The organism is Lentzea rhizosphaerae (assembly GCF_042649515.1).
GTDB lineage: Bacteria > Actinomycetota > Actinomycetes > Mycobacteriales > Pseudonocardiaceae > Lentzea > Lentzea aerocolonigenes.
This window is the reverse complement of the sequence record NZ_JBHRZI010000038.1, coordinates 41,644-63,512: the sequence shown is the minus strand read 5'-3', so window position 1 is coordinate 63,512 and position 21,869 is coordinate 41,644. Positions and strand designations below refer to the sequence as shown.

General features: G+C 69.5%; 30 protein-coding genes. 21 read left to right on the top strand and 9 right to left on the bottom strand.

From position 1 onward, the window contains the following. Both ACFOWZ_RS40010 and ACFOWZ_RS40005 read left to right on the top strand, forming a co-directional pair. Positions 1-445 (top strand): Gmad2 immunoglobulin-like domain-containing protein (locus ACFOWZ_RS40010; RefSeq protein WP_382379178.1); only part of this gene is annotated, 445 nt, incomplete at its 5' end. Between the two features lie 348 nt (positions 446-793). Further along, positions 794-1,228, top strand: a complete 435-nt coding sequence (locus ACFOWZ_RS40005; protein WP_382379177.1) for a DUF2267 domain-containing protein — start codon at positions 794-796, stop codon at positions 1,226-1,228. On the opposite strand, the gene ACFOWZ_RS40000 is transcribed toward ACFOWZ_RS40005, so the two are convergent. After that, on the bottom strand, positions 1,148-1,777 hold the full coding sequence (locus ACFOWZ_RS40000) for an SRPBCC family protein (RefSeq protein WP_382379176.1): 630 nt from the start codon (positions 1,775-1,777) through the stop codon (positions 1,148-1,150). The two genes, ACFOWZ_RS40005 and ACFOWZ_RS40000, sit on opposite strands and share 81 nt — an antisense overlap. 35 nt (positions 1,778-1,812) lie before the next feature. Here ACFOWZ_RS40000 and ACFOWZ_RS39995 point away from each other — a divergent pair, with 35 nt between their 5' ends. The 3 genes from ACFOWZ_RS39995 to ACFOWZ_RS39985 all read left to right on the top strand — a co-directional run bounded on the left by ACFOWZ_RS39995 (position 1,813) and on the right by ACFOWZ_RS39985 (position 3,551). Then, entirely contained in the window at positions 1,813-2,322 is a 510-nt protein-coding gene (locus tag ACFOWZ_RS39995) for a DUF6448 family protein (protein WP_382379175.1), read from the top strand. A gap of 16 nt (positions 2,323-2,338) precedes the next feature. Continuing rightward, a complete protein-coding gene (locus ACFOWZ_RS39990; protein WP_382379174.1) occupies positions 2,339-3,088 on the top strand; it encodes a slipin family protein in 750 nt (249 codons plus the stop codon). A gap of 238 nt (positions 3,089-3,326) precedes the next feature. Then, positions 3,327-3,551 (top strand): hypothetical protein, encoded by a 225-nt coding sequence (locus ACFOWZ_RS39985; RefSeq protein ID WP_382379173.1) that lies wholly within the window; start codon positions 3,327-3,329, stop codon positions 3,549-3,551. A gap of 16 nt (positions 3,552-3,567) precedes the next feature. On the opposite strand, the gene ACFOWZ_RS39980 is transcribed toward ACFOWZ_RS39985, so the two are convergent. Beyond that, positions 3,568-4,212 carry a DUF2202 domain-containing protein gene (locus ACFOWZ_RS39980; RefSeq protein ID WP_382379172.1) on the bottom strand — a complete coding sequence of 215 codons (645 nt, stop codon included), beginning with the start codon at positions 4,210-4,212 and terminating at the stop codon, positions 3,568-3,570. A gap of 144 nt (positions 4,213-4,356) precedes the next feature. On the opposite strand from ACFOWZ_RS39980, the gene ACFOWZ_RS39975 reads away from it, so the two are divergent. Together ACFOWZ_RS39975 and ACFOWZ_RS39970 are read left to right on the top strand one after the other, a co-directional pair. Further along, on the top strand, positions 4,357-5,046 hold the full coding sequence (locus ACFOWZ_RS39975) for a response regulator transcription factor (RefSeq protein WP_382379171.1): 690 nt from the start codon (positions 4,357-4,359) through the stop codon (positions 5,044-5,046). Further along, the gene (locus tag ACFOWZ_RS39970; RefSeq protein WP_382379170.1) at positions 5,036-6,367 is read left to right on the top strand and encodes a sensor histidine kinase; all 1,332 of its coding nucleotides are present in this window, start codon (positions 5,036-5,038) and stop codon (positions 6,365-6,367) included. The genes ACFOWZ_RS39975 and ACFOWZ_RS39970 overlap by 11 nt, the downstream gene beginning before the upstream one ends. Here the strand turns inward: ACFOWZ_RS39970 and ACFOWZ_RS39965 are convergent. Then, complete coding sequence (locus ACFOWZ_RS39965; RefSeq protein ID WP_382379168.1) at positions 6,351-6,758, bottom strand: DUF302 domain-containing protein; 408 nt, start codon at positions 6,756-6,758, stop codon at positions 6,351-6,353. The two genes, ACFOWZ_RS39970 and ACFOWZ_RS39965, sit on opposite strands and share 17 nt — an antisense overlap. A gap of 14 nt (positions 6,759-6,772) precedes the next feature. Next, positions 6,773-7,132: a thioredoxin gene (gene trxA, locus ACFOWZ_RS39960; RefSeq protein WP_382379167.1), complete on the bottom strand. Its 360-nt coding sequence runs from the start codon at positions 7,130-7,132 to the stop codon at positions 6,773-6,775. Here trxA and ACFOWZ_RS39955 point away from each other — a divergent pair. Both ACFOWZ_RS39955 and ACFOWZ_RS39950 read left to right on the top strand, forming a co-directional pair. Further along, entirely contained in the window at positions 7,125-7,295 is a 171-nt protein-coding gene (locus ACFOWZ_RS39955; RefSeq protein WP_382379166.1) for a hypothetical protein, read from the top strand. The genes trxA and ACFOWZ_RS39955 overlap by 8 nt on opposite strands. A 166-nt stretch (positions 7,296-7,461) precedes the next feature. After that, on the top strand, positions 7,462-7,725 hold the full coding sequence (locus ACFOWZ_RS39950; protein WP_030469912.1) for a metal-sensitive transcriptional regulator: 264 nt from the start codon (positions 7,462-7,464) through the stop codon (positions 7,723-7,725). Positions 7,726-7,730: 5 nt separating this feature from the next. On the opposite strand, the gene ACFOWZ_RS39945 is transcribed toward ACFOWZ_RS39950, so the two are convergent. The 3 genes from ACFOWZ_RS39945 to ACFOWZ_RS39935 all read right to left on the bottom strand — a co-directional run bounded on the left by ACFOWZ_RS39945 (position 7,731) and on the right by ACFOWZ_RS39935 (position 8,654). Next, a complete protein-coding gene (locus tag ACFOWZ_RS39945; protein ID WP_382379165.1) occupies positions 7,731-7,937 on the bottom strand; it encodes a hypothetical protein in 207 nt (68 codons plus the stop codon). A gap of 88 nt (positions 7,938-8,025) precedes the next feature. After that, entirely contained in the window at positions 8,026-8,313 is a 288-nt protein-coding gene (locus ACFOWZ_RS39940; RefSeq protein WP_382379164.1) for a DUF202 domain-containing protein, read from the bottom strand. Then, on the bottom strand, positions 8,310-8,654 hold the full coding sequence (locus tag ACFOWZ_RS39935; RefSeq protein WP_382379163.1) for a YidH family protein: 345 nt from the start codon (positions 8,652-8,654) through the stop codon (positions 8,310-8,312). Before ACFOWZ_RS39935 ends, ACFOWZ_RS39940 begins: the two co-directional genes overlap by 4 nt. A 213-nt stretch (positions 8,655-8,867) precedes the next feature. On the opposite strand from ACFOWZ_RS39935, the gene ACFOWZ_RS39930 reads away from it, so the two are divergent. Further along, on the top strand, positions 8,868-9,611 hold the full coding sequence (locus ACFOWZ_RS39930; protein WP_382379162.1) for an SDR family NAD(P)-dependent oxidoreductase: 744 nt from the start codon (positions 8,868-8,870) through the stop codon (positions 9,609-9,611). Positions 9,612-9,634: 23 nt separating this feature from the next. After that, complete coding sequence (locus ACFOWZ_RS39925; RefSeq protein WP_382379161.1) at positions 9,635-10,489, top strand: SDR family NAD(P)-dependent oxidoreductase; 855 nt, start codon at positions 9,635-9,637, stop codon at positions 10,487-10,489. Positions 10,490-10,700: 211 nt separating this feature from the next. On the opposite strand, the gene ACFOWZ_RS39920 is transcribed toward ACFOWZ_RS39925, so the two are convergent. Beyond that, complete coding sequence (locus ACFOWZ_RS39920) at positions 10,701-11,096, bottom strand: DUF5313 family protein (RefSeq protein ID WP_382379160.1); 396 nt, start codon at positions 11,094-11,096, stop codon at positions 10,701-10,703. Next, the gene (locus ACFOWZ_RS39915) at positions 11,093-11,485 is read right to left on the bottom strand and encodes a response regulator (RefSeq protein ID WP_382379159.1); all 393 of its coding nucleotides are present in this window, start codon (positions 11,483-11,485) and stop codon (positions 11,093-11,095) included. The genes ACFOWZ_RS39920 and ACFOWZ_RS39915 overlap by 4 nt, the downstream gene beginning before the upstream one ends. 106 nt (positions 11,486-11,591) lie before the next feature. Here ACFOWZ_RS39915 and ACFOWZ_RS39910 point away from each other — a divergent pair, with 106 nt between their 5' ends. From ACFOWZ_RS39910 to ACFOWZ_RS39865, 10 genes are all read left to right on the top strand, one after another. Continuing rightward, entirely contained in the window at positions 11,592-11,942 is a 351-nt protein-coding gene (locus ACFOWZ_RS39910; RefSeq protein ID WP_382379158.1) for an ArsR/SmtB family transcription factor, read from the top strand. Positions 11,943-12,030: 88 nt separating this feature from the next. Continuing rightward, the gene (locus ACFOWZ_RS39905; RefSeq protein WP_382379157.1) at positions 12,031-12,516 is read left to right on the top strand and encodes an NADH-quinone oxidoreductase subunit B family protein; all 486 of its coding nucleotides are present in this window, start codon (positions 12,031-12,033) and stop codon (positions 12,514-12,516) included. Next, positions 12,513-14,507, top strand: a complete 1,995-nt coding sequence (locus ACFOWZ_RS39900; RefSeq protein WP_382379156.1) for a proton-conducting transporter transmembrane domain-containing protein — start codon at positions 12,513-12,515, stop codon at positions 14,505-14,507. The genes ACFOWZ_RS39905 and ACFOWZ_RS39900 overlap by 4 nt, the downstream gene beginning before the upstream one ends. After that, positions 14,504-15,451, top strand: a complete 948-nt coding sequence (locus ACFOWZ_RS39895; protein ID WP_382379155.1) for a respiratory chain complex I subunit 1 family protein — start codon at positions 14,504-14,506, stop codon at positions 15,449-15,451. Before ACFOWZ_RS39900 ends, ACFOWZ_RS39895 begins: the two co-directional genes overlap by 4 nt. A gap of 27 nt (positions 15,452-15,478) precedes the next feature. Then, complete coding sequence (locus ACFOWZ_RS39890; protein ID WP_382379154.1) at positions 15,479-16,123, top strand: hypothetical protein; 645 nt, start codon at positions 15,479-15,481, stop codon at positions 16,121-16,123. Next, positions 16,123-17,577, top strand: coding sequence for a proton-conducting transporter transmembrane domain-containing protein (locus ACFOWZ_RS39885; protein ID WP_382379153.1), 1,455 nt, complete (start codon positions 16,123-16,125; stop codon positions 17,575-17,577). The genes ACFOWZ_RS39890 and ACFOWZ_RS39885 overlap by 1 nt, the downstream gene beginning before the upstream one ends. Next, positions 17,574-19,046 (top strand): hydrogenase large subunit, encoded by a 1,473-nt coding sequence (locus ACFOWZ_RS39880; protein WP_382379152.1) that lies wholly within the window; start codon positions 17,574-17,576, stop codon positions 19,044-19,046. Before ACFOWZ_RS39885 ends, ACFOWZ_RS39880 begins: the two co-directional genes overlap by 4 nt. An 80-nt stretch (positions 19,047-19,126) precedes the next feature. Then, positions 19,127-19,333, top strand: coding sequence for a hypothetical protein (locus ACFOWZ_RS39875; protein ID WP_382379151.1), 207 nt, complete (start codon positions 19,127-19,129; stop codon positions 19,331-19,333). Next, positions 19,330-20,082, top strand: coding sequence for a hypothetical protein (locus ACFOWZ_RS39870; protein WP_382379150.1), 753 nt, complete (start codon positions 19,330-19,332; stop codon positions 20,080-20,082). The genes ACFOWZ_RS39875 and ACFOWZ_RS39870 overlap by 4 nt, the downstream gene beginning before the upstream one ends. Further along, positions 20,079-21,869 carry a phosphoenolpyruvate carboxykinase (GTP) gene (locus ACFOWZ_RS39865; RefSeq protein WP_382379149.1) on the top strand — a complete coding sequence of 597 codons (1,791 nt, stop codon included), beginning with the start codon at positions 20,079-20,081 and terminating at the stop codon, positions 21,867-21,869. The genes ACFOWZ_RS39870 and ACFOWZ_RS39865 overlap by 4 nt, the downstream gene beginning before the upstream one ends.

The window sequence follows — 21,869 nt, the reverse complement described above, 5'->3', positions numbered from 1 at the left end:
GGTCGTCTGCTACCCGGCGAGCCCGGACGACGACACCAGGCCGATCACGACGCTGCCGACTGTCGTGTCGCTGCAACGGTCAGGTGATCGGTGGGCCGTGACCGGCACCCGTGCCGACGTCATCCAGGTCGACGCGCCGAAGAGTGGTGACGTCCTGCGCTCACCGGTGTCCGTCACCGGCCGGGCGCACGTGTTCGAGGGCACCGTCACCGTGCGGGTGCTGACGGACAAGGACAGGACCGAAATCGGCCGTGGGTTCGTCACCGGTGGCGGCGACGCGTTGCGGCCCTTCGCTGGGCAGATCACTTTCGCGCAGCCGAACGGCGGCAACGGCTGGATCCTGTTCCAGGAGGAGTCCGCGGCGAACGGCGATGTCGTTCTCACGACCGCCGTGCCGGTGACGTTCGCGGGTGCGGCGCAACCGTCGGCGACCGTGCAGAGCTGACGGTCACACCGGTTCGCGACGCTGCCTTCGTCGGGCAGGCGGTAACCGGGTGGACAGGTCCGGGTCGTGCTGACGTCCGCGACGGTGGCGCGTCGGGTGTGCGAAAGCCTTGTCAGGAACGGCAGCACGTCGAGGCCGGTCATCAGTGACGTCACGGTCACCGCCTCCTGCCGGGCTGACGCATGTGCTCCCACATCGTCCACAGCGGACATTTCGTCCCCGGCGTGGCCAGGGCAGGGTGTTCGCCCCAGAGTCGAACGACTCCTGCGATGCGGCGCTTCGGGCCCTGTTCGCCCGCCTGTGCCGGTGGTGTCGTGGGTGGACCAGCACTGACCGAGGAGGGAAGAGATGTCCACGACGAAGATCGGTGTGTTCGAGCACGCCGTGCAGACCGCGAACACGTGGGTGCGCGACGTGGCCGACGAGTTCGCCACCGACGATCGGCGCTTCGCCTACCGCGTGCTGCGTGCGTGGCTGCACACGTTGCGCGATCGCCTGACGGTGGAGGCCGGCGCGCACTTCGCGGCTCAGCTGCCCGAACTGGTGCGCGGGATCTACTACGAGGGCTGGAACCCAAGCCAGGTCCCGGAGAAGTACGACCTGCACGGGTACACGAACCGGTTCGCCCGTGAAGCCGACATCTCCGACAAGGACGTGCCCAAGGCCGCGGCGGCCGTCTCGACGGTGCTGGCGCGGCACCTGTCACCAGGGTTGCTGGACAAGACCCTCGCCCAGCTCCCACCGCCGATCCAGGACCTCGTGAACCCGTGGCCGCGGATCTGACGTCAGCCTGACGGCTCTTCCAGAATCGTCTTGATGTCGCTGAGCCGCTGGTGCAGACGTGTGCGCAGGCCGCGTTCGACGTACGGGCCGAGCCATCGCGGCAACGCGCAAGCGAAGGTTTTCGTGTTGCCGCAGAACGCATCCGTCGCCGAGAGGCTCGATCCGGTACGTCAGGTGTGCGGTCATCCACGAGCTGTGGGCGTCGATTGCCAGAAGATGAGGTGCGTCGACCTCGGACACCAGATTCTCCACGTGCAACCAGACGAACGGTGCCAGCTCGACCTTCTCGTGCCGGCGTGTGCGCACCGCGGTCGGTCCACTCGGCTCCTTCACCGTCTTCACGACGGTATCGCGCGGGATCGGCTCGAAGTCCTGGATGTCGGAGAGCAGCGCGAACACCGCTGCCGGCGGTCGCCGAATCTCCACGGACAGATCGAAGGTCAGGACATCGGTGGTCGCCGTGGTGTGCTCCCTTCCACTGTCACGATGCGCGCCGAAAGTGCTGGCGGGCAGTGACTTTCGTCCCTGGATCGGAATCGGCGCGGCCACTCAGGCTTCACCAGGACGTGGAGAGGAGGTGCGCGATGCCCCCGCATTGCGATTCCATGGACGGCCCGGTCGTGGTCGCCGCGCAGCGTGCTCTTGGAGAGGACGACGTCGAACTGGTCGCACCGTACGTGCACGCGGACTCCGAACACGAGCTGCGGCAGGCTTTCGACCTCGCGAGCAAGGCGCGTGTGGCCGGTGGGGATGCGCGCCAGGTGGCTGACCGGTGGTTCTTCGAAACCGTGGTGCGTCTGCACCGCGCGGGGGAAGGTGCCGTGTTCACCGGGCTCAAACCCGCGGGACTCGATGTCGGGCCGGTGATCCCCGTGGCGGAGCACTCCGTTGGATCCGGTTCGCCGGACGAGCTCGCCGACGTGCTGTGCCGGATCGTGCGCGAGCAGGCCGAACGCCGGCACGCGCGGGTCGTGGAGCTGAAGGAGCACGCAGCCGAGAGCCTGCCAGCTGCTCGAGAGTACGTGGAGGCCCTGCTGGGCCTGCAGGTCTGGTCGCAGGGCATCTACAAGCAGGCCGTCGCAGGCGGACGGTGAACGAGAGGAGGCGGTGGTGAGCAATCTCGGAATGGCGATCGTGCGGCAGTTCGAGCGTGGCGTGGTGTTCCGGCTCGGCAAGCTGCACAACGTGCGCGAACCCGGCTGGCGGTTCATGATTCCGCTGGCGGACAAGATGAGGAAGGTCAGCCTGCGGACGGTGACGATGCCGATCCAGTCGCAGCAGGTGATCACCAAGGACAACGTGTCCATCGGCGTCGCGGCGGTGGCGTACTTCCGCCGGGTCGATCCGGTGAAGTCCATCGTGGAGATCGAGAACGTGGAGGCGGCGATCAGCCAGATCGCCCAGACGACCGTGCGCAACGTGGTCGGGCGGTCCCCGCTGGACCACGTGCTGGCCGAGACCGAGACCCTCAACGAGGCCATCAAGGAGATCCTGGACACCACCACCGAGCGGTGGGGTGTGCTGGTGGAACTGGTGGAGCTCAAGGACATCGAGCTGCCGCAGTCGATGCAGCGGGCCATGGCCCGCGAGGCCGAGGCCGAGCGGGAGAAGCGCGGCAAGATCATCGCTGCCGAGGGCGAGGCGTTGTCGGCCGGCAAGCTCGCCGAGGCGGCCGACGTGATCGCGCACCACCCGATCGCGTTGCAGCTGCGCAACCTGCAGGTGCTCGGTGAGATCGCGATCGAACGGAATTCCACGATCGTGTTCCCGGCGCAGTTCATGGACAGCGTCCGCACGATGAACTCGTTTCTGGACCGGGAGATTCCGGCCGCCCGTGACCCGCTGGGTCAGCTGGGCTGACGGATGAGCGACCGGCGGTGGCCTGTGTCGCGCGAGGCGCATCGCCGCCTCCACGGCCTCGATGCCGGAATTGACGAAGAACAGGCTGTCGAGGCCCTCGGGCAGCACCTCGCCCAGCCGGTGGCGCTGATGCCGTCGAGCAGACGCCCACCTCGTGCGCCGGGCAGCCCCTCAGGTCTGGTTTCCGTTGCCCTGACGACGGAAACCACTCACGGCGTCGGGCGTGGTGGTCGCGGCGGTGATCGCCAGCCTGATCGGAGGAAGGCCGGCCGGGCGAATTCCGGAAGCGGTGCTGCGCAGGGGCTTCGGCTGGTTCGTGCTCGTGATGGGCGGCTTCGTGCTGGCCCAGCAGCTGCCTGCGGTGGCGTGGGTCGTCCCGGTCCTGCTCGTCGCCGGGGGAGGTGGTGCGTGGCTCGTCCAGCGCAAGCGTCGCGAGGTGAAGGCGGGTGGCGGACCCGATTAGGTCCGCCACCCTCACCTCACCGGCTCGACCAGCGGTCGAACGCGGCCAGGTGGTGCTGCGACGCCGTCAGCAGGTTGCCGTAGACGCGCTGGACATCGGGCGCGGTGAGGCTGTTGAGCGACTCGCGCAGCAGCGAGATGTCCGTTGTCTCCACGGTCTTGCCTACCTGCAGCGCGGCGTCCTGGCTCGCGGCTCCCTGGGCCAGGAGCCGGTCGTAGGTCGCCTGCACGGCCGGTGTCGTGAAGTGACCGGGCGCCTGGTCCGCGGTGGGATCGGTGATCCCGTAGCGGCTCAGCAGCGTCCGGACCGCCTCGAGATGGCTGGTCTCCGACGCGGCGATGCGGTCGAAGATCCGCACGTCGTAGCGGTTGGCGAACTCGGCGTACAGGTCGTGCGCCAGCTTCTCCTCCTCGGCGTTGGCCGCGAGTCCGCTGCGTTGCGCCTCCGTGAGCGTGCCGCTCGGGTCGGCGATTCCGGGGATGGCCAGGCATCCACCGTCACGCGGCCCGCCGCGCGGCATGGTCATCGCGCCGGGGCCGGGGCCAGGGCCAGGGCCGAACATCGTCGGGGAGTTGCTCGCCAGTGCGAACGTTCCGGCGAACGCACCCACCGTGACGATCCCGGCCGCTGTGATCACGGCGATCCGAGTCCGGGTCTTCATGGCTCCTCCTTTCCTCGTAGCGGTTTCATCGTCGGCCGCACCGGAGCAGGTGGCGTGCAGACCGTGTGGAGATGACGTGGAGACCGGTACCAACGGGCACTTGGACCCTCGATCGACGTGATTCGGCCGCGTACACAGGGATTCATGGGAGACACCGTGCTCGTCGTCGAGGACGAGAGGGAGATCCGCGAGCTGCTGCGCCGGTACCTGGAGCGAGCGGGTTTCACCGTGGTGACGACGGGTTCCGGCGCACAGGCGTTGACGATGGTGGCGGGCGGGGTTGCCGCGCTGGTGGTGCTGGACCTCGGACTGCCTGACGTCGACGGCGTTGAAGTGCTGCGTGCCGCGCGGGAGGCAGGTCGGACGCCGGTGGTCGTGCTGACCGCGCGTGGCGCGGTGGAGGACCGGATCCACGGGTTGGAGCTCGGCGCGGACGACTACGTGACCAAGCCGTTCAGTCCCACGGAGCTGGTGCTGCGGGTGCAGGCGGTGCTGCACCGCGCGAACGCCACCGCGGAACCCGCGGCGGCGTCCTTCGGGGACGGTCGTCTGCGGATCGACGAGGCGCGACACGAGGCCAGGTGGGACGGTGAGGTCCTGGAGCTGACGCCGACGGAATGGGGGATCCTGGCTGCGGTGGCGTCGGTTCCCGGCCGTGTCTACTCGCGCTACGAACTGATCAACCGCGTGCGCGGGTACGAGTTCGAGGGCTATGAGCGAACCGTCGACTCGCACGTGAAGAACCTGCGCCACAAGCTCGGCGCGAGCGGGCCGGACGTGGTGCAGACGGTGCTCGGCGTCGGCTACCGGCTGGGGTTGCGCCGTGACCCGTGACAGCAGCTCTGCGTGGGGGCCGTTGAGCAGACGGCTGCTCGCCGCGTTCGTGCTCGTGGCGTTGTCGTCCGTGGCCGTGCTGACCGGCGCCGCGTTGTGGGGGACCGGGCAAGGGCTCGAGTCGGCGGAGGCCGCGGCTCGCCGGCAGGCGGCCGAGCGGGTGGCCGTCGCGGTCGCGGCCGCGTACAGCGCCGCGGGCGGCTGGGACGCGGTGGACCTGCGTGCCGCGACCGATCTCGCCACGGGTGCCGGTGCCCGGCTCGTCGTGCGGACGGCCGACGGCGGCAACGTGACCGGTCGTGGCCGTGGCATGCCGATGAACAACATGCAGGGAACAACGGGACGTGTCGAGGCTTCGGTGGTGGTCGCCGGCGGCGTGGTCGGGTCGGTCCAGCTGGCGTTCGGTGCACCGGTCACGCCCGTGGCGCGGAACATCGCGTGGGGATGGATCGGGCTCGCAGCAGGGGTGGCGCTCGTGGTCGCCGGCCTCACCACCTGGTTCGTGGGCAGGCGGATCGTCGTGCCCCTCACCCGCCTCACCCGTGCCGCGCGGCGGATCTCCGGCGGTGACCGTGCCGCGCGAGCGGAGGTGAACGCACCGGGAGAACTCGGCGACCTGGCGGCGGCGTTCGACCACATGGCCGCTGACGTCGCGTGCGCCGACCAGGCCCGTCGTGACCTGACCGGTGACGTCGCGCACGAACTGCGCACGCCGCTGGCGGCGTTGCAGGCGGGGTTGGAAGAGCTGCGTGACGGTCTGGCACCACCGGACGCGGAACGCCTGACGGGCCTGCACGATCAGGCACAGCGACTCGGCCGGATCGTGCAGGACCTCACCGAGCTCTCCGAGGCGGAGGCTGCCGCGTTGTCGTTGCGGCGTCGGGAGATCGACCTCGCCGAGGTGGCCAGGTCGGCAGTCGAGGCGCATGTCGCGCACCTCCGCGCGGCCGGTCTGGAGGTGCACACCAGGCTCGCGACCGATGTCGTCGTCCGGGCGGATCCGGATCGTCTTCACCAGGCGGTGGGCAACCTGCTGGCCAACTGCGCCCGCTACGCCCGGCCGGGAGATGCGGTCACGGTGCGCGTGCGCCGCACCGATGACGCGGCGATCCTCGAAGTCCAGGACACCGGACCCGGCATTCCCGCGGAGGAACTGGGACACGTTTTCGAGCGGCGCTGGCGCGGCCGTGCCGGGCGAACCGTCACCGGGACGGGCATCGGACTCGCCGTGGTCAGGGAGCTCATGAGCGCGCACGGCGGAACCGTCACCGCCACGTCCGGCGCCGAGGGCACCCTGTTCGCGATCAGCCTGCCGTGGTGACCTGTGAGGTCAGCGAGTCCAGTGCGGCCCGGAGGCGCCTGCCGGCCTCCTCGGCGACCGGCCGCAGCTCCTCCCGCCCGGTCAGCTCGGTCATCACGTTCGGGTCGAGTGCCTGCACGAGAGTGCCTCCGTTGTCAGCGCGAACGACGACGTTGCACGGGAGCAGCAGTCCGATCGTCCGGTCGATCTCCAGTGCCCGGTGTGCCAGCGGCGGGTTGCACGCGCCGAGGATCACGTACGGCTCGACCTCGGCGTCGAGCTTCTCCCGCATGGTCGCCCGGACGTCGATCTCGGTCAGCACACCGAAACCCTGTTCCTTCAGCGCCGCGCGGACGGCGGGCACGGCGTCCTCGTAGGACAGGTCGAGCGTGATGGTCAGGTCGTACTTCACGGTTGTGGGTCCTCTCAGCGGCGTGGTTGGGCGGTGGCGCGCACCTGGTCCATGTCGAGCTCACCGATCTTGGTGATCAGCTGCTCGAGTGCGGCAGCGGGAAGTGCGCCGGGCTGTGCGTAGACGACGACGCCGTCGCGGATGGCCATCAGCGTCGGGATCGACGAGATGCCGAACGCCTGGGCGAGTTCCGTTTCGGTCTCGGTGTTCACCTTGCCGAACGTGATGTCGCCGTGCCGGGTCGAGGCCTGCTCGAAGACAGGGGCGAACATCCGGCACGGGCCGCACCACGACGCCCAGAAGTCGACCAGGACGGTGCCCGGCCGGCCCGCGATCTCGTTGAAGTTGGCTCTGGTCAGTTCGATCGTGGCCACATCGGTCTCCTTCTCAGTCGGTGGTGGCACGCGCGATCAGGGCCGCACCGAGCTCGGCCGCCTCGGCGGGTTCAAGCTGATCCACTCGCTGTGGTCCTCTGGTTGTCCGGACGAGACCCGCACGGTCACCCAGCGGATCGGTGTCGCGGGAATTGCCGCGTGACTGACGACGATGCGGCGACCGCACCTGATCGTGATCACCTTTGCCTCGCCGTCGTCGTTCATCCCCAGCTCCGGTTGCATACCCCCACGGGTATCTGTTCCAACGCCGCGGGCCATCCGGTTGTTCCCGGGCTCAGATACCCTGGGGGGTACCGAAGGAGGTAGCGGTGGAGCTGAACGAAGACGTCCTCGCGGACGTGGTCAAGCGGCTGCGACGAGTCCAGGGCCAGGTCGGCGGTCTCGTGCAGATGATCGAGTCCGGCCGGGACTGCAAGGACGTGATCACGCAGCTGGCCGCCGCGTCGAGAGCGCTGGACCGGGCCGGTTTCAAACTGATCGCCAGCGGACTGGAGAAGTGCGTCTCGGACGACTCCGAGCAGGCGGTGGCCGATCGGGCTCAGCTGGAGAAGCTCTTCCTGGCGCTGGCCTGATCTGGTCACGGCGCCGGCAGGCAGACCGGTGGCAGCGCGAACCACCGCAGTGCCTCACCGACTCCCCGCTGGGCGAGGAAGTCGCTGCAGGTCACGGTGAACGCCGTGTTGTCGGTGGCGTCTGCGGGTGTGAGCGCGGCGAGCGTGAGAACTGCTGCCGTCATCGCGGCCAGCACGGGTCGTTCTTGCGACTTCAGCTGTGCGGCGGCCATCCATGAGGCTGTTGACGAGTGGCGGCCGGGTCCTTGCGAAAGCCTGGTGATCGTGGCCCGGAGCCGCGGGGAACGTGAGGTGCTGGTGTCAGATCCCGTTGCCCACGACGAGGGGGACGGCGGCCACGCAGGCGCCGGTGGCCAGGACGGCGAGAAGGAGCAGGACGCGCGGACGGGCGGCGAGCTGTCCGCGACGGGCGAACAGCACCAGCGTCCCTGAGACCGCGGCCGTGCACACGGCGGGCAGCGTTGCCAGGCCCCAGCCGTGCCGCGCCGCCACGCCCACCAGCAGCAGCGAGCACGCTGCGGCAGCCAACGCGGTGCGGTGCCAGGCCAGGCTCGTGCGTTCCGGCTGCAGACCGGCGTCACGGTTCACCCGACGATCACCAGGAGCGCGGCGAGCAGGGCCAGCAACAACACTCCGGTCGCGAGCACCGCGACCATGGGGCTCGGCGGCAGCGCGGCCCCCGAGCGCATGGCCTGCTGTGCGCGCCGCCACCGGGGAAAGCTGGTGGCCGCGACGACGGCGGCCAGGACGATGCACGCGAGCGCGAGCAAGGTGGTCGCTCCGGCCACGGTGAACGGTGGCACGAACTGGCGTACCGCGACTCCGGCCGCGAGCAGCCCCAGCGCCGTGCGGATCCAGGCCAGAAAGGTGCGTTCGTTGGCGAGCGTGAACCGGTAGTCGGGCTCCTGGTCCGGTCGTTCGGCCGTCATCACCTCTCCTTGCTGTCGCGCGTGGCGGTGGGCTTGATCGTGATGGTAGGCGTGGGCTCGGCCGGATTCGTGGAGGTGACAAGAACCGGCTCGTCCTGCGTCGACACACCACATCCCGTCGTCAGGCGTGCGAGTCGTCTTTGCCGAGAGGTGGCCGACTGTGAAGTGGTTCACATGTGGTCACAGCCGAGCGGGGAGCGGTGTCTGGTGTGCATGACGAACGCGGAACAGACCACGGTGTTGATCACCGGAGGCAACAAGGGGCTCGGTCTCGAGGCGGCCCGCAGGCTCGGCGAGTTGGGCTGGACGATCTTTCTCGGCTCGCGCGACGAAGGTCGCGGACAGGCGGCGGTCGACAAGCTTGCAGCCGGCGGCGCGCGGGTGTTCCTGGTCCCGCTGGACGTGACCTCGGACGAGTCGGTGGCCGACGCCGCACGGCTGGTTCGAAAGCACACCAGCCGGCTGGACGTGCTGATCAACAACGCCGGCGCGCCGGGCGGGATCGTCCACCCCGCGGAGGCCACAGCCGACGAGATCCACGCCGTCTACGACACCAACGTGTACGGGCCGGTCCGGGTCACGCACGCGTTCCTGCCCCTGCTGCAGGCGGCCGACCAGCCGCGGGTGGTGATGGTGTCCAGCGGCGGCGGTTCCTTCGCGGTCGTGACCGACCCGAACCAGGCCGTCTCGAAAATGCACGAGCTCGCCTACAGCTCGTCCAAGGCGGCACTGAACATGCTCACCGTCCGGTACGCCCAGGCGTTCCCGAACATCAAGTTCAACGCCGTCACGCCCGGCGAGGTCGCCAACCACAAGTTCACTGCCACGGACATGAACAACCACATGGGCCAGCTGACGGTCACCGAGGGCGCCGACCCGTTCATCAAGCTGGCGACGCTCGGCGCCGACGGCCCGACCGGAATCTTCATCGACCGCCTCGGCCCCGTGGCCTGGTAACCCACTCCACTGAAAGGGAAGTCATGAACAGCAAGGTTTGGTTCGTCACCGGTTCTTCCCGCGGCCTCGGTCGCGAGTTCGTCGAGACCGCCCTGGCCCGCGGTGACAAGGTGGCCGCGACCGCACGAAAGGCCGGCAGTCTGGACGACCTGGTCGCCGAGTACGGCGACGGGGTGCTCCCGCTCGAGATGGACGTGATCGACAAGGCCGCTGTCTTCGAGAGCGTGCAGCGGGCCAAGGAACACTTCGGCCGGTTGGACGTTGTCGTGAACAACGCCGGTTACGCCCAGGTCGGTGCGATCGAGGAGCTGACCGAGTGGGAGATGCGGGACCAGTTGGAGACCAACCTGTTCGGTGCGATGTGGGTCATCCAGGCCGCGCTGCCCCACCTGCGTGAGCAGGGCGCGGGGCACATCATCCAGCTGTCCTCGGCGGCCGGGCTCATCGCCGTACCGCTGGGTGGCGCGTACCACGTCTCCAAGTGGGCTGTGGAAGCCCTGAACGAGGCCCTCGCCGGTGAGGTCGCCGGCTTCGGCATCAAGGTGACCATCATCGAGCCCGGCGGTTTCGCCACGAGAGACGGCAAGAACCCGAACCCGCTGGACAACGGTCACCTGGCCCAGATGAACCCGGCCTACGACGACGTCCGCCGGCGCTTGGCCCGCTTCACGAACAAACAGCCCTCCGGCGACCCGGCCGCCGCGGCCCAGACGCTCCTCAAGATCGTCGACATGGACAACCCGCCGCTTCGAGTCCTTTTCGGACAGGGTTTCTACCCCATGATCCAGCAGGCCTACGCCGACCGCCTCAAGACCTGGGCCGACGGGCAGGACCTCTCGGTGGCGGCCCACGGCAAGCTCGACCAGGACGCCCAGTGACGCGTGTCCGGCAACCAGGAGACCTTCAGCCGTTTCCATGACGCCGTGAACTCCGGCGATGCGGAGCTCGTCTCAAAGGCGATCGACTACCGCCAGGCGGGACACTGGCCAACCGGTGGAGTCGCACAACCTCAGCCGGGGCGGACAGCAACAGCCGCCGAGTTCGAACGGTCCGGTGCCGTCCACGCGGTAACGGTGCTTCGCGCGTCGTTCAGGAGTTGCTGCGGTAAAGCTGTTCATAGGCGGCTTTGGCGCGTGCGTCGGCTTCAGCGTGTCTGGCCCGGCGGGTCTGCTCGCCGAGGCCACGCGTGAACCCCTGTTTGACCAGGCGTTGCTCAGTCGTGTGCCACATGTAGGTCATGGAGTAGAAGTAGCCGACGAACATGCCGAGCAGGATCGACAGGATCCTGATGTAGAGCGGCCCCGGCAGCAGGAGCAGCAGCAGGATCGGCGACATCTGGAAGAAGGCGCGGATGAAGTGCCGTACACCCCAGGTGCGGCAGGTGACGTCGTGCAGGACCCACGGGTTGCATCGCTGGGGGAGTCGCCCGCCCACCGCGTACCACAGCCATTGGAACGGGTTGGGTCTGGTTCCGCGCAGTGTCACAGGGTGGCGCCTTCCTCGGCTGCTCGGCGGATGGCCGCCAGGATCTTGCGGTTCGGCACGCCTTTGATCACGTACTCGACGACGCCCAGCTCGCGGAGTTCGGTCTCGGATGGCGCGTCGATGAAGCCGCACAACGCGACGACCTTCACCGCGGGTGTCTTCTGATGGATGCGGCGGATGGCGTGCAGGCCGTCGCCGGGCAGGTGGACGTCCACGACGGCGACCTCGGGCTCGTGCTGGTCGGCCAGGCGGATCGCGTCGTCCGCTGAGCCCGCGACGGCGACGACATCGATGTCAGCCGCGTCGCGAAGGACCTCCCGGAGCGTGTCGCGGAACAACGACGATCCGTCGGCGACGAGAACTCGCAGCTGGGCGGGAGTTCCGGGCACGGGCTTGGTCCTGTCGAGTTGTGCTGTTTCGGACTTGCTAAGGTTAGCAAGTGTTGAAGCGTGCGACCAGGTGACGGGTGACGCGTGAGCGGGAAGGGGCGCGCGGATGAGCAAGCCGCTGTACCAGCTCAAGGCGGAGTTCTTCAAAACGCTCGGGCATCCGGCGCGGATCCGGGTGCTGGAGCTGCTGAGCCTGCGTGAGCACGCGGTCGCGGAGATGGTGCCGCAGGTGGGCGTCGAACCAGCGAACCTGTCGCAGCAGCTCGCGGTGCTGCGCCGGGCAGGCCTGGTCGCCACCCGGAAGGAAGGCGCGGCCGTCCATTACTCGCTGACCAGCCCGCACGTGGCCGAGTTGCTGGTCGCAGCGCGCCGGATCCTGTCGGGGGTGCTGTCCGGGCAGGCCGAGCTGCTCGAGGATCTCCGCGCCACGAGTCCGCCGGTGCCGCGCACCGGTTGAGCCGCGGTCACCCCGTGTCCCTCCCCCGACGGCGGGGTGACCGCACCTGCTTCTCTGATCTGACCGACTCCATCGCGGGAGCGAGATCGTGCTGAGTCTGTGGCGCAAGATCCGCCGGACCGGGCGAGTGGCTGAACCTCCACCGCCGCTGCCGGAGGGCGACCGGCCCGAGGGGGCGGCGGTGCTGGGCGGGTCGGTGCAGATCCGGCACGTCGACGCGGGGTCGTGCAACGGGTGCGAGATCGAGATCGCGTCGGCGTTCGGGCCGGTCCACGACGGCGAGCGGTACGGAGCGAGGCTGGTGGCCTCACCGCGGCACGCCGATGCGTTGCTGGTGACCGGGGTCGTGACGCGGAACATGGCCGAGCCGTTGCGGCGGACGTTCGACGCCGTGCCTGCACCGAAGCTGGTGGTGGCGGTCGGGGACTGCGCCCGCAACTGCGGGGTGTTCGCGGGTGCCTACGGGGTGGCTGGTGCCGTGCGCGATGTCGTGCCGGTCGACGTGGAGATTGCGGGCTGTCCACCACGGCCCGAGGCGATCGTCGAGGGACTGCGAAAGCTGACCGGCCGATGAACCTCTCCGCGACGGGGATGGCCGCGGCTGTGGCCATCGGACTGGTGACGGCGCTGCTGGCCGTGGTCCGCGCGCGGGCGGCGGTAGTCGGTGCGGGCACCGCGCTGACGGGCGCGGCCGCGGTGTTCGCGGGTGCCGCAGCGCTGGCCGGTGGATCGTTTTCCCTTGCTCTGCCTGGCGTGTTGCCACTGTCGGGCGTGGCGCTGACGCTGGATCCGCTGGGCGGGTTGTTCGTGGCGGTGACCGGTGGCGTCGCGGTGGCGACGGGGATCTATGCGATGTCCTACGCGGACACTCCGGATCTGCGGGCACGCGGCGTGCAGGTGGCGTTACCGGTGTTCGTCGTGGCGATGGTGCTGGTGCCGGCGGCGGCGAACGCGGCCACGTTGCTGGTGTGCTGGGAGCTGATGGCGCTGGCGTCGCTGGTGCTGGTGGTCGCCGAGCACCGGCGCGGCCCACAGGTGGCGTCGGCGGGCCGGTGGTACGCGGTGATGACACACCTGGGGTTCGTGTCAGTCCTGATTGGACTGATGGTGTTCGTCGCGCACGCTCCGGACGATTCGTTCACCGCGTTGCGTGAGGCGGGGCGGCATCTGTCGCCGGCGGTGTCGGGCGTGGTGTTCGTGGCGGCGCTGGTGGGTTTCGGGTCGAAGGCGGGCATCGTGCCGTTGCACGCGTGGCTGCCGCGGGCGCACCCGGAGGCACCCAGTCACGTGTCGGCGTTGATGTCGGCGGCGATGGTGAACCTGGGCGTCTACGGACTCGTTCGGGTCGGGGTCGACCTGCTCGGTGGTGGTGCGGCGTGGTGGTGGCTGCTGGTGCTCGCGCTGGGCGCGGTGTCGGCGGTGTACGGGATCCTGCAGGCCGCGATGAGCTCGGACCTGAAGCGACTGCTGGGTCAGTCGACGACCGAGAACATGGGCCTGGTGCTCATCGGGGTCGGTGCGGCCGGGCTGTTCACCTCCTTCGGTGATCACTCCCTGGCGGCGCTGGCGTTGACCGCGGCGCTGCTGCACGTGGTCGGGCACGCGGCGTTCAAGACGTTGCTGTTCCTAGCGGCGGGATCGGTGCTGCACGCGACCGGTAGCCGTGATCTGGACGCGCTGGGCGGGTTGCGGCCGGTGATGCCGGTGACCACGGCGGCGTTCGGGCTGGGGGCGCTGGCGGCGTCGGCGTTGCCGCCGGGGACGGCGTTCGTGTCGGAGTGGCTGTTGCTGCAGGCGTTGATCCACGGTCTGCCCGCGGGTGGGGTGACGGCGGCGATCGCGATGCCGGTCGCGGTGGCGGCGGTGGCGCTCACCGCCGGCTTGGCGGTGGCCACGTTCGTGAAGGCGTTCGGGGTCGGCTTCCTGGCCAAACCGCGCAGCGAGGCCGCCGCGAACGCGCACGAGAGCCCGTTCACCATGCTCGCTGGAACGGGTGTCGCGGCGGTGGTCTGCGTGGTGCTCGCGCTGTGGCCGGCCGGGATCCTGCCCGCGGTCCAGGCCGCGGCCGGTGAGGCTGCCGTGTCCGGTGACGTGACACTGCGGCTGGATCAGGCCACCGGCGCGTTGTCACCACTCCTGCTGACCCTCGGGCTCGTCGCCGCTGTGATCGTGGTGGCGGGCGTGGTTCGGGCCGTCGTCGCACGGCGAGTGCGTCGGGAAGCGCGGTTGTGGGACTGCGGCGGGGGACCGATGTCGCCGCGGATGGAGTACACGGCGACGTCGTTCGCAGAGCCGTTGCAGCGGGTGTTCGACGACGTGGTGCAGCCGGAGCTGGACGTGGACGTGTCGCACCACCAGGAGTCCCGCTACCTCGTGCAGGCCGTGGAGTACCGGCGGAAGGTGCCCGACCGGATCGAGCGGCGTCTCTACCGGCCGGTGCTGAGCGTGATCACCGCGTGGGGCCGGGCCGGGCGTGGGCTCGCGCCGGGGAGCGTGCACCGCTACCTCGGCTACGGCTTCTACGCGGTGTGCGGCGTGCTGATCCTGTTGGCGGTGACGCGGTGAGCGCGCTCGGGGTCGTCGGCGGAGTGGTGCAGCCGGTGCTGATCGTCGCGGGTTCGCCGTTGCTGGTCGGGCTGATGCGGCAGGTGCGTGCCCGGCTGGAGGGACGCGCCGGTGCGGGTGTCGTGCAGCCGTGGCGTGACCTGCGCAAGTTGCTGCGCAAGGAGCGGATCGCGCCGCGGGGCACGAGCGAGGTGTTCCGGTTCGCGCCGCTGGTGCTGGTGGCCACGACGCTGGTGGTCGCGGTCGTGGTGCCGTTCGTCGCCACGGAGTCCGCGCTGGACCCGGTGGCGGACCTGTTCGCGGTGGTGGCGCTGCTGGCACTGGGTGCGGTGGCGCTCGCGCTGGCGGGCCTGGACACCGGCACCGCGTTCGGCGGGATGGGCGCGAGCCGGGAGATGACGATCCTCGCCCTGGTCGAGCCCACACTGCTGGTGGCGATCTTCGCGCTGTCGGTGCGGGTCGGGTCGACCAACCTGGGCGCGATCGTCTCGTCGACGCTGCACGACCCGGCGCGGGTGATCTCGCCGGCGAGCCTGCTGGCCGCGGTCGCACTGATCGTGGTGATCGTGGCGGAGACCGGACGCATCCCGGTGGACAACCCGTCGACCCACCTCGAGCTCACGATGGTCCACGAGGCGATGGTGCTGGAGTATGCGGGCCCTGATCTGGCGCTGGTGGAACTGGCGTCCGCCATGCGGCTGTCGGTGTTCCTCGGGCTGCTGGCGAACTTGTTCGCACCGTGGGGAATCGCTACCGAGGCCACCCCGCTGGCGGTGCTGATCGGGGTGCTGGCCCTGGTCGTGAAGGTCGCTGTGCTGGGCGGGCTGCTCGCGGCCGCCGAGGTGTTCGTCGCCAAACTGCGGCTGTTCCGGGTGCCCGAGCTGCTCGCCGGGTCGTTCCTGCTCGCGCTGCTGGCCGTCGCGGCGTCGTTCTTCCTCGTTTGAACTCCTCCTGGGCCGGAAAGGGGAACCGTGGAGCTCTTGTACCTGGCTTGCGGCGCCTTGCTGCTGACGGCGGTGCTGGTGTTGTGGCGCCGCGAGCTCTCGGTGATCATCCGGGTGTTCGCGCTGCAGGGCGCGGCACTGGCTGTGCTCGTGGGAGTGCTTGCGGCACAGGAGAACTCCGCTGAGCTGTGGGTTGTCGCGGTCGGGGTGCTCGTGCTGCGCGCGGGCGTGTTGCCGTACTTGTTGCGCCGGGCGTTGGCGGGCGCGGGGGAGTCGCAGCGCGAGACCAGGCCGTTGGTGAACGTCTCGGCGTCGTTGCTGGCCGCCGCGGCGTTGACGCTGCTGGCCTACGCGGTGTCGCAGCCGTTGGTGGAGCTGGCGCCGTCGGCGGCGACCCAGGCGATTCCGGTCGGCGTGACGGTGGTGCTGATCGGGTTCTTCGTGCTGGTCACCCGGCGGCGTGCGCTGTCGCAGCTGGTCGGGTTCCTGTTGATGGACAACGGGATCACCGCGGTCGGCTTCCTCACCACCACGGGTGTCGGCCTCGTGGTGGAGCTCGGCGTGTCGCTGGACGTGCTGCTGGCCGTGCTGGTTCTGCAGGTGCTCACGACCCGGATGCGGGAGACCTTCGGCGGCACCGACCTCGACGAACTGAGGGAGTTGCGCGACTGATGACTCTGCTCGTTCCCTTAGGGGTGCCCGTGTTCGGTGCGCTCATCCACCTCGTCCTCGGATGGCGCCGCGCCACCACCTGGGTCAGCGCCGGATCTGCGGGTGTCGTGCTGGCCGCCGCGGTCGCGCTGGCCGTGCAGGTGAGCCGATCCGGCCCGGTGAGCGCGGTGGCCGGGTTGTTGCGCGCCGACGCGTTGTCGGCGTTCATGGTGCTGGTGATCGGTGCGGTCGGGCTGATCGCGACCGCCGCGACACCCGCGTACTTCCGCGGCGAGATCGAGGCGGGCAGGGCGACGGTCCGCACTGCCGCACAGCACAGCCTGCTCGTGCAGCTGTTCCTGGCCACGATGGCGCTCGCGGTGCTCGCCGCGAACCTCGGTGTGGTGTGGGTGGCGGTCGAGGCCACCACGATCGTCACCGCGTTCCTGGTCGGGCAGCGCCGCACCCGCGCCTCGGTGGAGGCGGCGTGGAAGTACGTGGTGATCTGCTCGGCAGGGATCGCCCTCGCGCTGCTGGGCACCATCGTGCTCAACTTCGCCGCCGCGCACGCTCCCGGCGCAGCGGGACTGGATCTGGCCACGCTCGCCGCGCAGGCGCCGGATCTGGATCCTGGCGTGACTCGGATCGCGGTGGTGTTGCTGGTGCTCGGGTTCGGCACCAAGGCAGGCTTGGCACCATTGCACGCGTGGTTGCCCGACGCGCATTCCCAGGCCCCGGCGCCGGTGTCGGCGCTGATGTCGGGGGTGCTGCTGTCGGTGGCGTTCTACGCGATCCTGCGCGTCAAGGTGATCAGTGACGGTGCATTGGGCCCGGGGTTCGCCCGCACCCTGCTCGTGGTGATGGCGCTGGCCTCTCTCGCGTTGGCCGCGTCGTTGCTGATCGGACAGCGCGACTACAAACGGATGCTGGCCTACTCGAGCATCGAGCACCTCGGCCTGGTCGCTTTCGGTGCGGCGATCGGCAGCCCTCTGGCACTGACCGCGGCGCTGCTGCACGTCCTCGGACACGGGCTGGCCAAGGCGGTGCTGTTCCTCAGCGCGGGCCGCATCCTGCAGCTCACCGGCACCAGCCAGATCGACGGGGTGCGCGGCCTGGTCGCCCACCACCCCGCGGTGGCCACGACGTTCGGGTTCGGTGTGCTCGCCTTGATCGGCCTGCCTCCGTTCAGCCTGTTCGCGAGCGAGCTCGGCATCGCCCGCGCCGGCTTCACCGCCGGTCTCGGCTGGTTCACCGCTGCCGCGCTGCTGCTGGTGCTGGTGATCGCCGCCGCGCTGATCTCCCGCACCAGCCGGATGCTGCTCGGAGCACCGTCCACTTCGGACAGCGCAGCCGTTTCGCCGATCCCGATCGCGCTGACCGGTGGGCTGCTCGCCTGTGCCGTGCTCGGCGTCGTCGCCGGGCCACTGCCCGTCCTGCTCGACCTGGCCACCCAGCCTCTGGCGGTGACTCGATGATCACGAGAACTCTCACCCCGGCGGAGCTGCCCGGCCGGGCGAGTTCCCTGCTGGAGCGGGGTTTCCGGCTCGCGCTGGTCGCCGGTCACGACGACGGGGACAGGTTGCGCGCGGTGTACCTGTTCACCGCCGCCGCGCCGGACCGCAGGGTCGAGCTGCACGTGCTGCTCGACCCGGACACCCCGGAGGTGCCTAGCCTGGCCGGGTTGTCGTTCGCCGCCGGACGGTTCGAACGCGAGATGCACGACCTGTTCGGCATCGTGCCCACCGGCCACCCGCTGCCACAACGACTGGTGCGCCACTTCCACTGGCCTCAGGGCTGGTATCCCATGCTCACGGAGGCGGGCGACCCGCCTGAGTTCGGCAGCGTCGACGGCCCGTACCCGTTCCGCACGGTCGAAGGTCCTGGCGTGTACGAGATCCCGGTCGGTCCGGTGCACGCCGGCATGATCGGTCCTGGTCACTTCCGCTTCTCCGTGGTCGGCGAGACGATCCTCAACCTCAAGGCGCGCCTCTGGTTCGTCCACCGAGGTCTCGAGAAGCTGTTCCACGGGCGCACTCCGGGGGAGGGGATCGAGCTCGCGGAACGGGTCAGCGGCGATACGACCGTCGGCCACACGCTCGCGTACTGTCTGGCGGTCGAGGACGCTCAGCGGTGGCCGGTACCTGAGGACGCGCAACGCATCCGCGCGATCCTGCTGGAGCTCGAACGCCTCTACAACCACATCACCGACATCGGCGCTCTGTGCAACGACGTCGCCTACGGCGTGCTCAACGCCCACTGCCAGCGCGTCCGCGAACGTCTCCTGCGTCTCAACGACACCGTCACCGGGCACCGGCTGCTGCGTGGGGCCGTCCACCCCGGTGGCGCCACGATGGCCGCCCTGCCCGACCCGCACGTGCTGGCCGCCGTCGGCGCCGACGCGGCCGAGATCGTCGACCTGGCCCTGTCGAACACCGTGGTGGCCGACCGGTTCACCGGCACCGCACCGCTGGGGCGCGACCAGGCCGCCGACCTCGGCACGCTCGGCGTCGTCGCCCGCGCGAGCGGCCTGGACGTCGACGCCCGGCACGACCACCCGTTCCTGTCCGCGGAGTTCCCGCGCACCACGCACTCCCGCACCGACGGCGACGTGCTGTCCCGCTTCCTCGTGCGCGCAGAGGAAATCACGACGTCCATCGCCATGATCACCAGCCTCTCGGACATGCTCGGCGGCCGTACGACCGCGACAGGGCCGGTCACCAGCGGCACAGGTGGCTCCGGGGTCGGCATCGTCGAGGGCTGGCGCGGCACGATCGTGCACCGCGTCGAGCTGACCGGCGACGGGCGGCTGAGCCGGGTGAAGATCGTGGACCCGAGCTTCTTCAACTGGCCCGCACTGCCGGTCGCGCTGGCCGACACGATCGTTCCCGACTTCCCGTTGACCAACAAGAGCTTCAACCTGTCGTACGCCGGCAACGACCTGTAGTGACGCTGCACCCAAAGAGTTGCATAGTTCTTTAAGTCCGCAGATCATGGAGTCTGCGGACGAGGGAGATGTCGAGGATGATGAGCGAGTTCGAAGCAGAGCTGCGAAGCAGGGTCTCCGAGGCGGAGGAGATGCTGAAGCAGGCGGTGGAAGCCGGCCACGAGTACGAGATCCACCTGCACGGCGCCCGGATCCGCGACCTGCTCGACCGGGCCGCCCAGCACGGCGTCGACACCACCCGCTGGTTCGACCCGGCGCTGCTGGAGAACTCGGGACTCGGACGTTGACCGCGGAACGTGCCGTTGTCGCCGTGGTGGGTGGAATCGGCGCCACCACCGCCGTCCTGCGCCGCTACGCCGCGTTGGTCGAAGAGCAGGCAGGGCTGCAGACCCGCATGATCGCCTCGGACTACGGGCTGCACAACCTCCCGGCCGGCACCAGCGCTGTGCTTCTCGTCCGAGCCACGCCCGAACGCGTGCAGAAAGCGCGCAACTCCGTCGTCGGCATCCCGGTGCTCACTGATCAGGACACCACGGCCATCGCACTGACGGCGGCGGTGCTCACCATGCTGGCCCGCGCCGGCCGCACGCCGGAGACCAGCCGGGTCGTCATCGCGGGCGCCAACACCATGCCGCTGCTGAACCCCGTCCTGCTGACCGCGGGCATCCGGGACATCACCACCTGGAATCCCGTTGACGCGCTCGCGTTCCCGTTGCGCCGCATCGCCGCCGACGCCGACGCGGTGATCAACCTGGTCGGCGGAGGTGGCCGCTTCGCGTGGCCCCGCCACGCCGCACCCGCCGTGATCGTGCCGGACCCCGCCCGCGACCCGATGCTCGCCCTGCCGGGTCTCCTGCACGCGCTGACCCGGCATCCGCACGCGCGGCTGACCCCGGAGGTGCAGCACGCCTGTGCCGTCGCCCTCTCCGTCGCGACCCCGCCGGGCGAACAACTGCCCCGGCGTGCCGACGACACCCTCACCCGCCAGATCACCGACTTCGCCACCGACGCACTGCACCGAGGAGCCGCACGATGACCGCGCCGACCACACACCAGAAGCTGCTGGAGTGGGTGTCCGAGGTCGCGGAGCTGACCACCCCCGACCGAGTGGTGTGGTGCGACGGCTCGCCACTGGAATGGCGCCGGTTGACCGACAAACTGGTGCAGGCGGGCACGCTCGTGCGGCTCGACAAGAAGCCGAACTCGTTCTGGTGCGCCTCGGACCCCACCGACGTCGCGCGGGTCGAGGACCGCACGTACATCTGCTCGGCCGACGAAGCCGACGCCGGTCCCACCAACAACTGGATGGACCCGCTCGACATGAAGGTCATCATGACCGAGCAGTACCGCGGCAGCATGGCGGGTCGCACCATGTACGTCATCCCGTTCTGCATGGGACCGCTCACAGCTGACAAACCCCTGCTGGGCGTCGAGATCACCGACTCCGAGTACGTGGTGATCTCCATGCACATCATGACCCGTACGGGTTCCGACGCCCTGGCGCTGTTCGGGGAGGACGCGGACTTCGTGCGGTGCCTGCACTCCGTGGGCGCGCCGTTGAAGCCTGGACAGACCGATGTGCCGTGGCCGTGCGACCGGACCAAGTACATCAGCCACTTCCCCGAGGAACGGACGATCTGGAGCTACGGCTCCGGCTACGGCGGCAACGCCCTGCTCGGCAAGAAGTGCTACTCCCTGCGCATCGCGAGCGTGATGGCGCGAGAGGAGGGCTGGCTCGCCGAACACATGCTCATCCTCAAACTCACCTCTCCCCACGGCACGGTCCACTACATCGCCGCCGCGTTCCCCTCGGCGTGCGGCAAGACCAACCTCGCCATGCTCGAACCGTCGATTCCGGGCTGGAAGGTCGAAACGCTCGGCGACGACATCGCCTGGCTGCGCTTCGGTGACGACGGACGCCTCTACGCCGTCAACCCGGAGAACGGCTTCTTCGGCGTCGCACCCGGCACCGGCTGGAACACCAACCCCAACGCCATGCGCACCATCGCCAAGGGCAACTCCATCTTCACGAACGTCGCTTTGACCGACGACGGCGACGTCTGGTGGGAGGGCTGCACCGACACCCCGCCGGACTACCTCACCTCTTGGCGTCGCGACGACTGGACACCAGCTTCCGAGGACCTGTCTTCCCACCCCAACTCCCGCTACTGCACCCCGATCACCCAATGCCCTGCCACCGCGCCCGAGTGGGACGACCCTCAGGGCGTGCCGATCTCGGCGATCTTCTTCGGCGGCCGCCGCGCCACCACCGTCCCGCTGGTCACCGAGTCGTTCGACTGGCAACACGGCGTGTTCATGGGCGCCACCCTCTCCTCGGAGACCACCGCCGCGGCCGCCGGTGAGGTGGGTGTGGTGCGCCGCGACCCCATGGCGATGCTGCCGTTCATCGGCTACCACGCCGGGGACTACCTCCAGCACTGGATCGACACCGGCAAGCGTGCCGACACCGCGAAGCTGCCGAAGATCTTCTACGTCAACTGGTTCCGCCGCGGCGACGACGGCCGCTTCCTGTGGCCCGGCTTCAGCGAGAACTCCCGCGTCCTCAAATGGGCGGTGGACCGCATCGAAGGCCACGCGACCGCGTTCCAGACCCCGATCGGCTGGGTCCCCGGCGCCAAAGCACTCGACCTGCGCGGTCTCGACCCGTCGTCGCACTTCGACATCCGCCAGGCGCTCGCCGTCGACCACGACGAGTGGCGCGCCGAGCTCCCGCTGATCGAGGCGTGGTTCGCCACCATCGGCGACAAGCTCCCCACCGCCCTGCACGACGAACTCGAGGCGCTGCGGCATCGCCTCGACTGA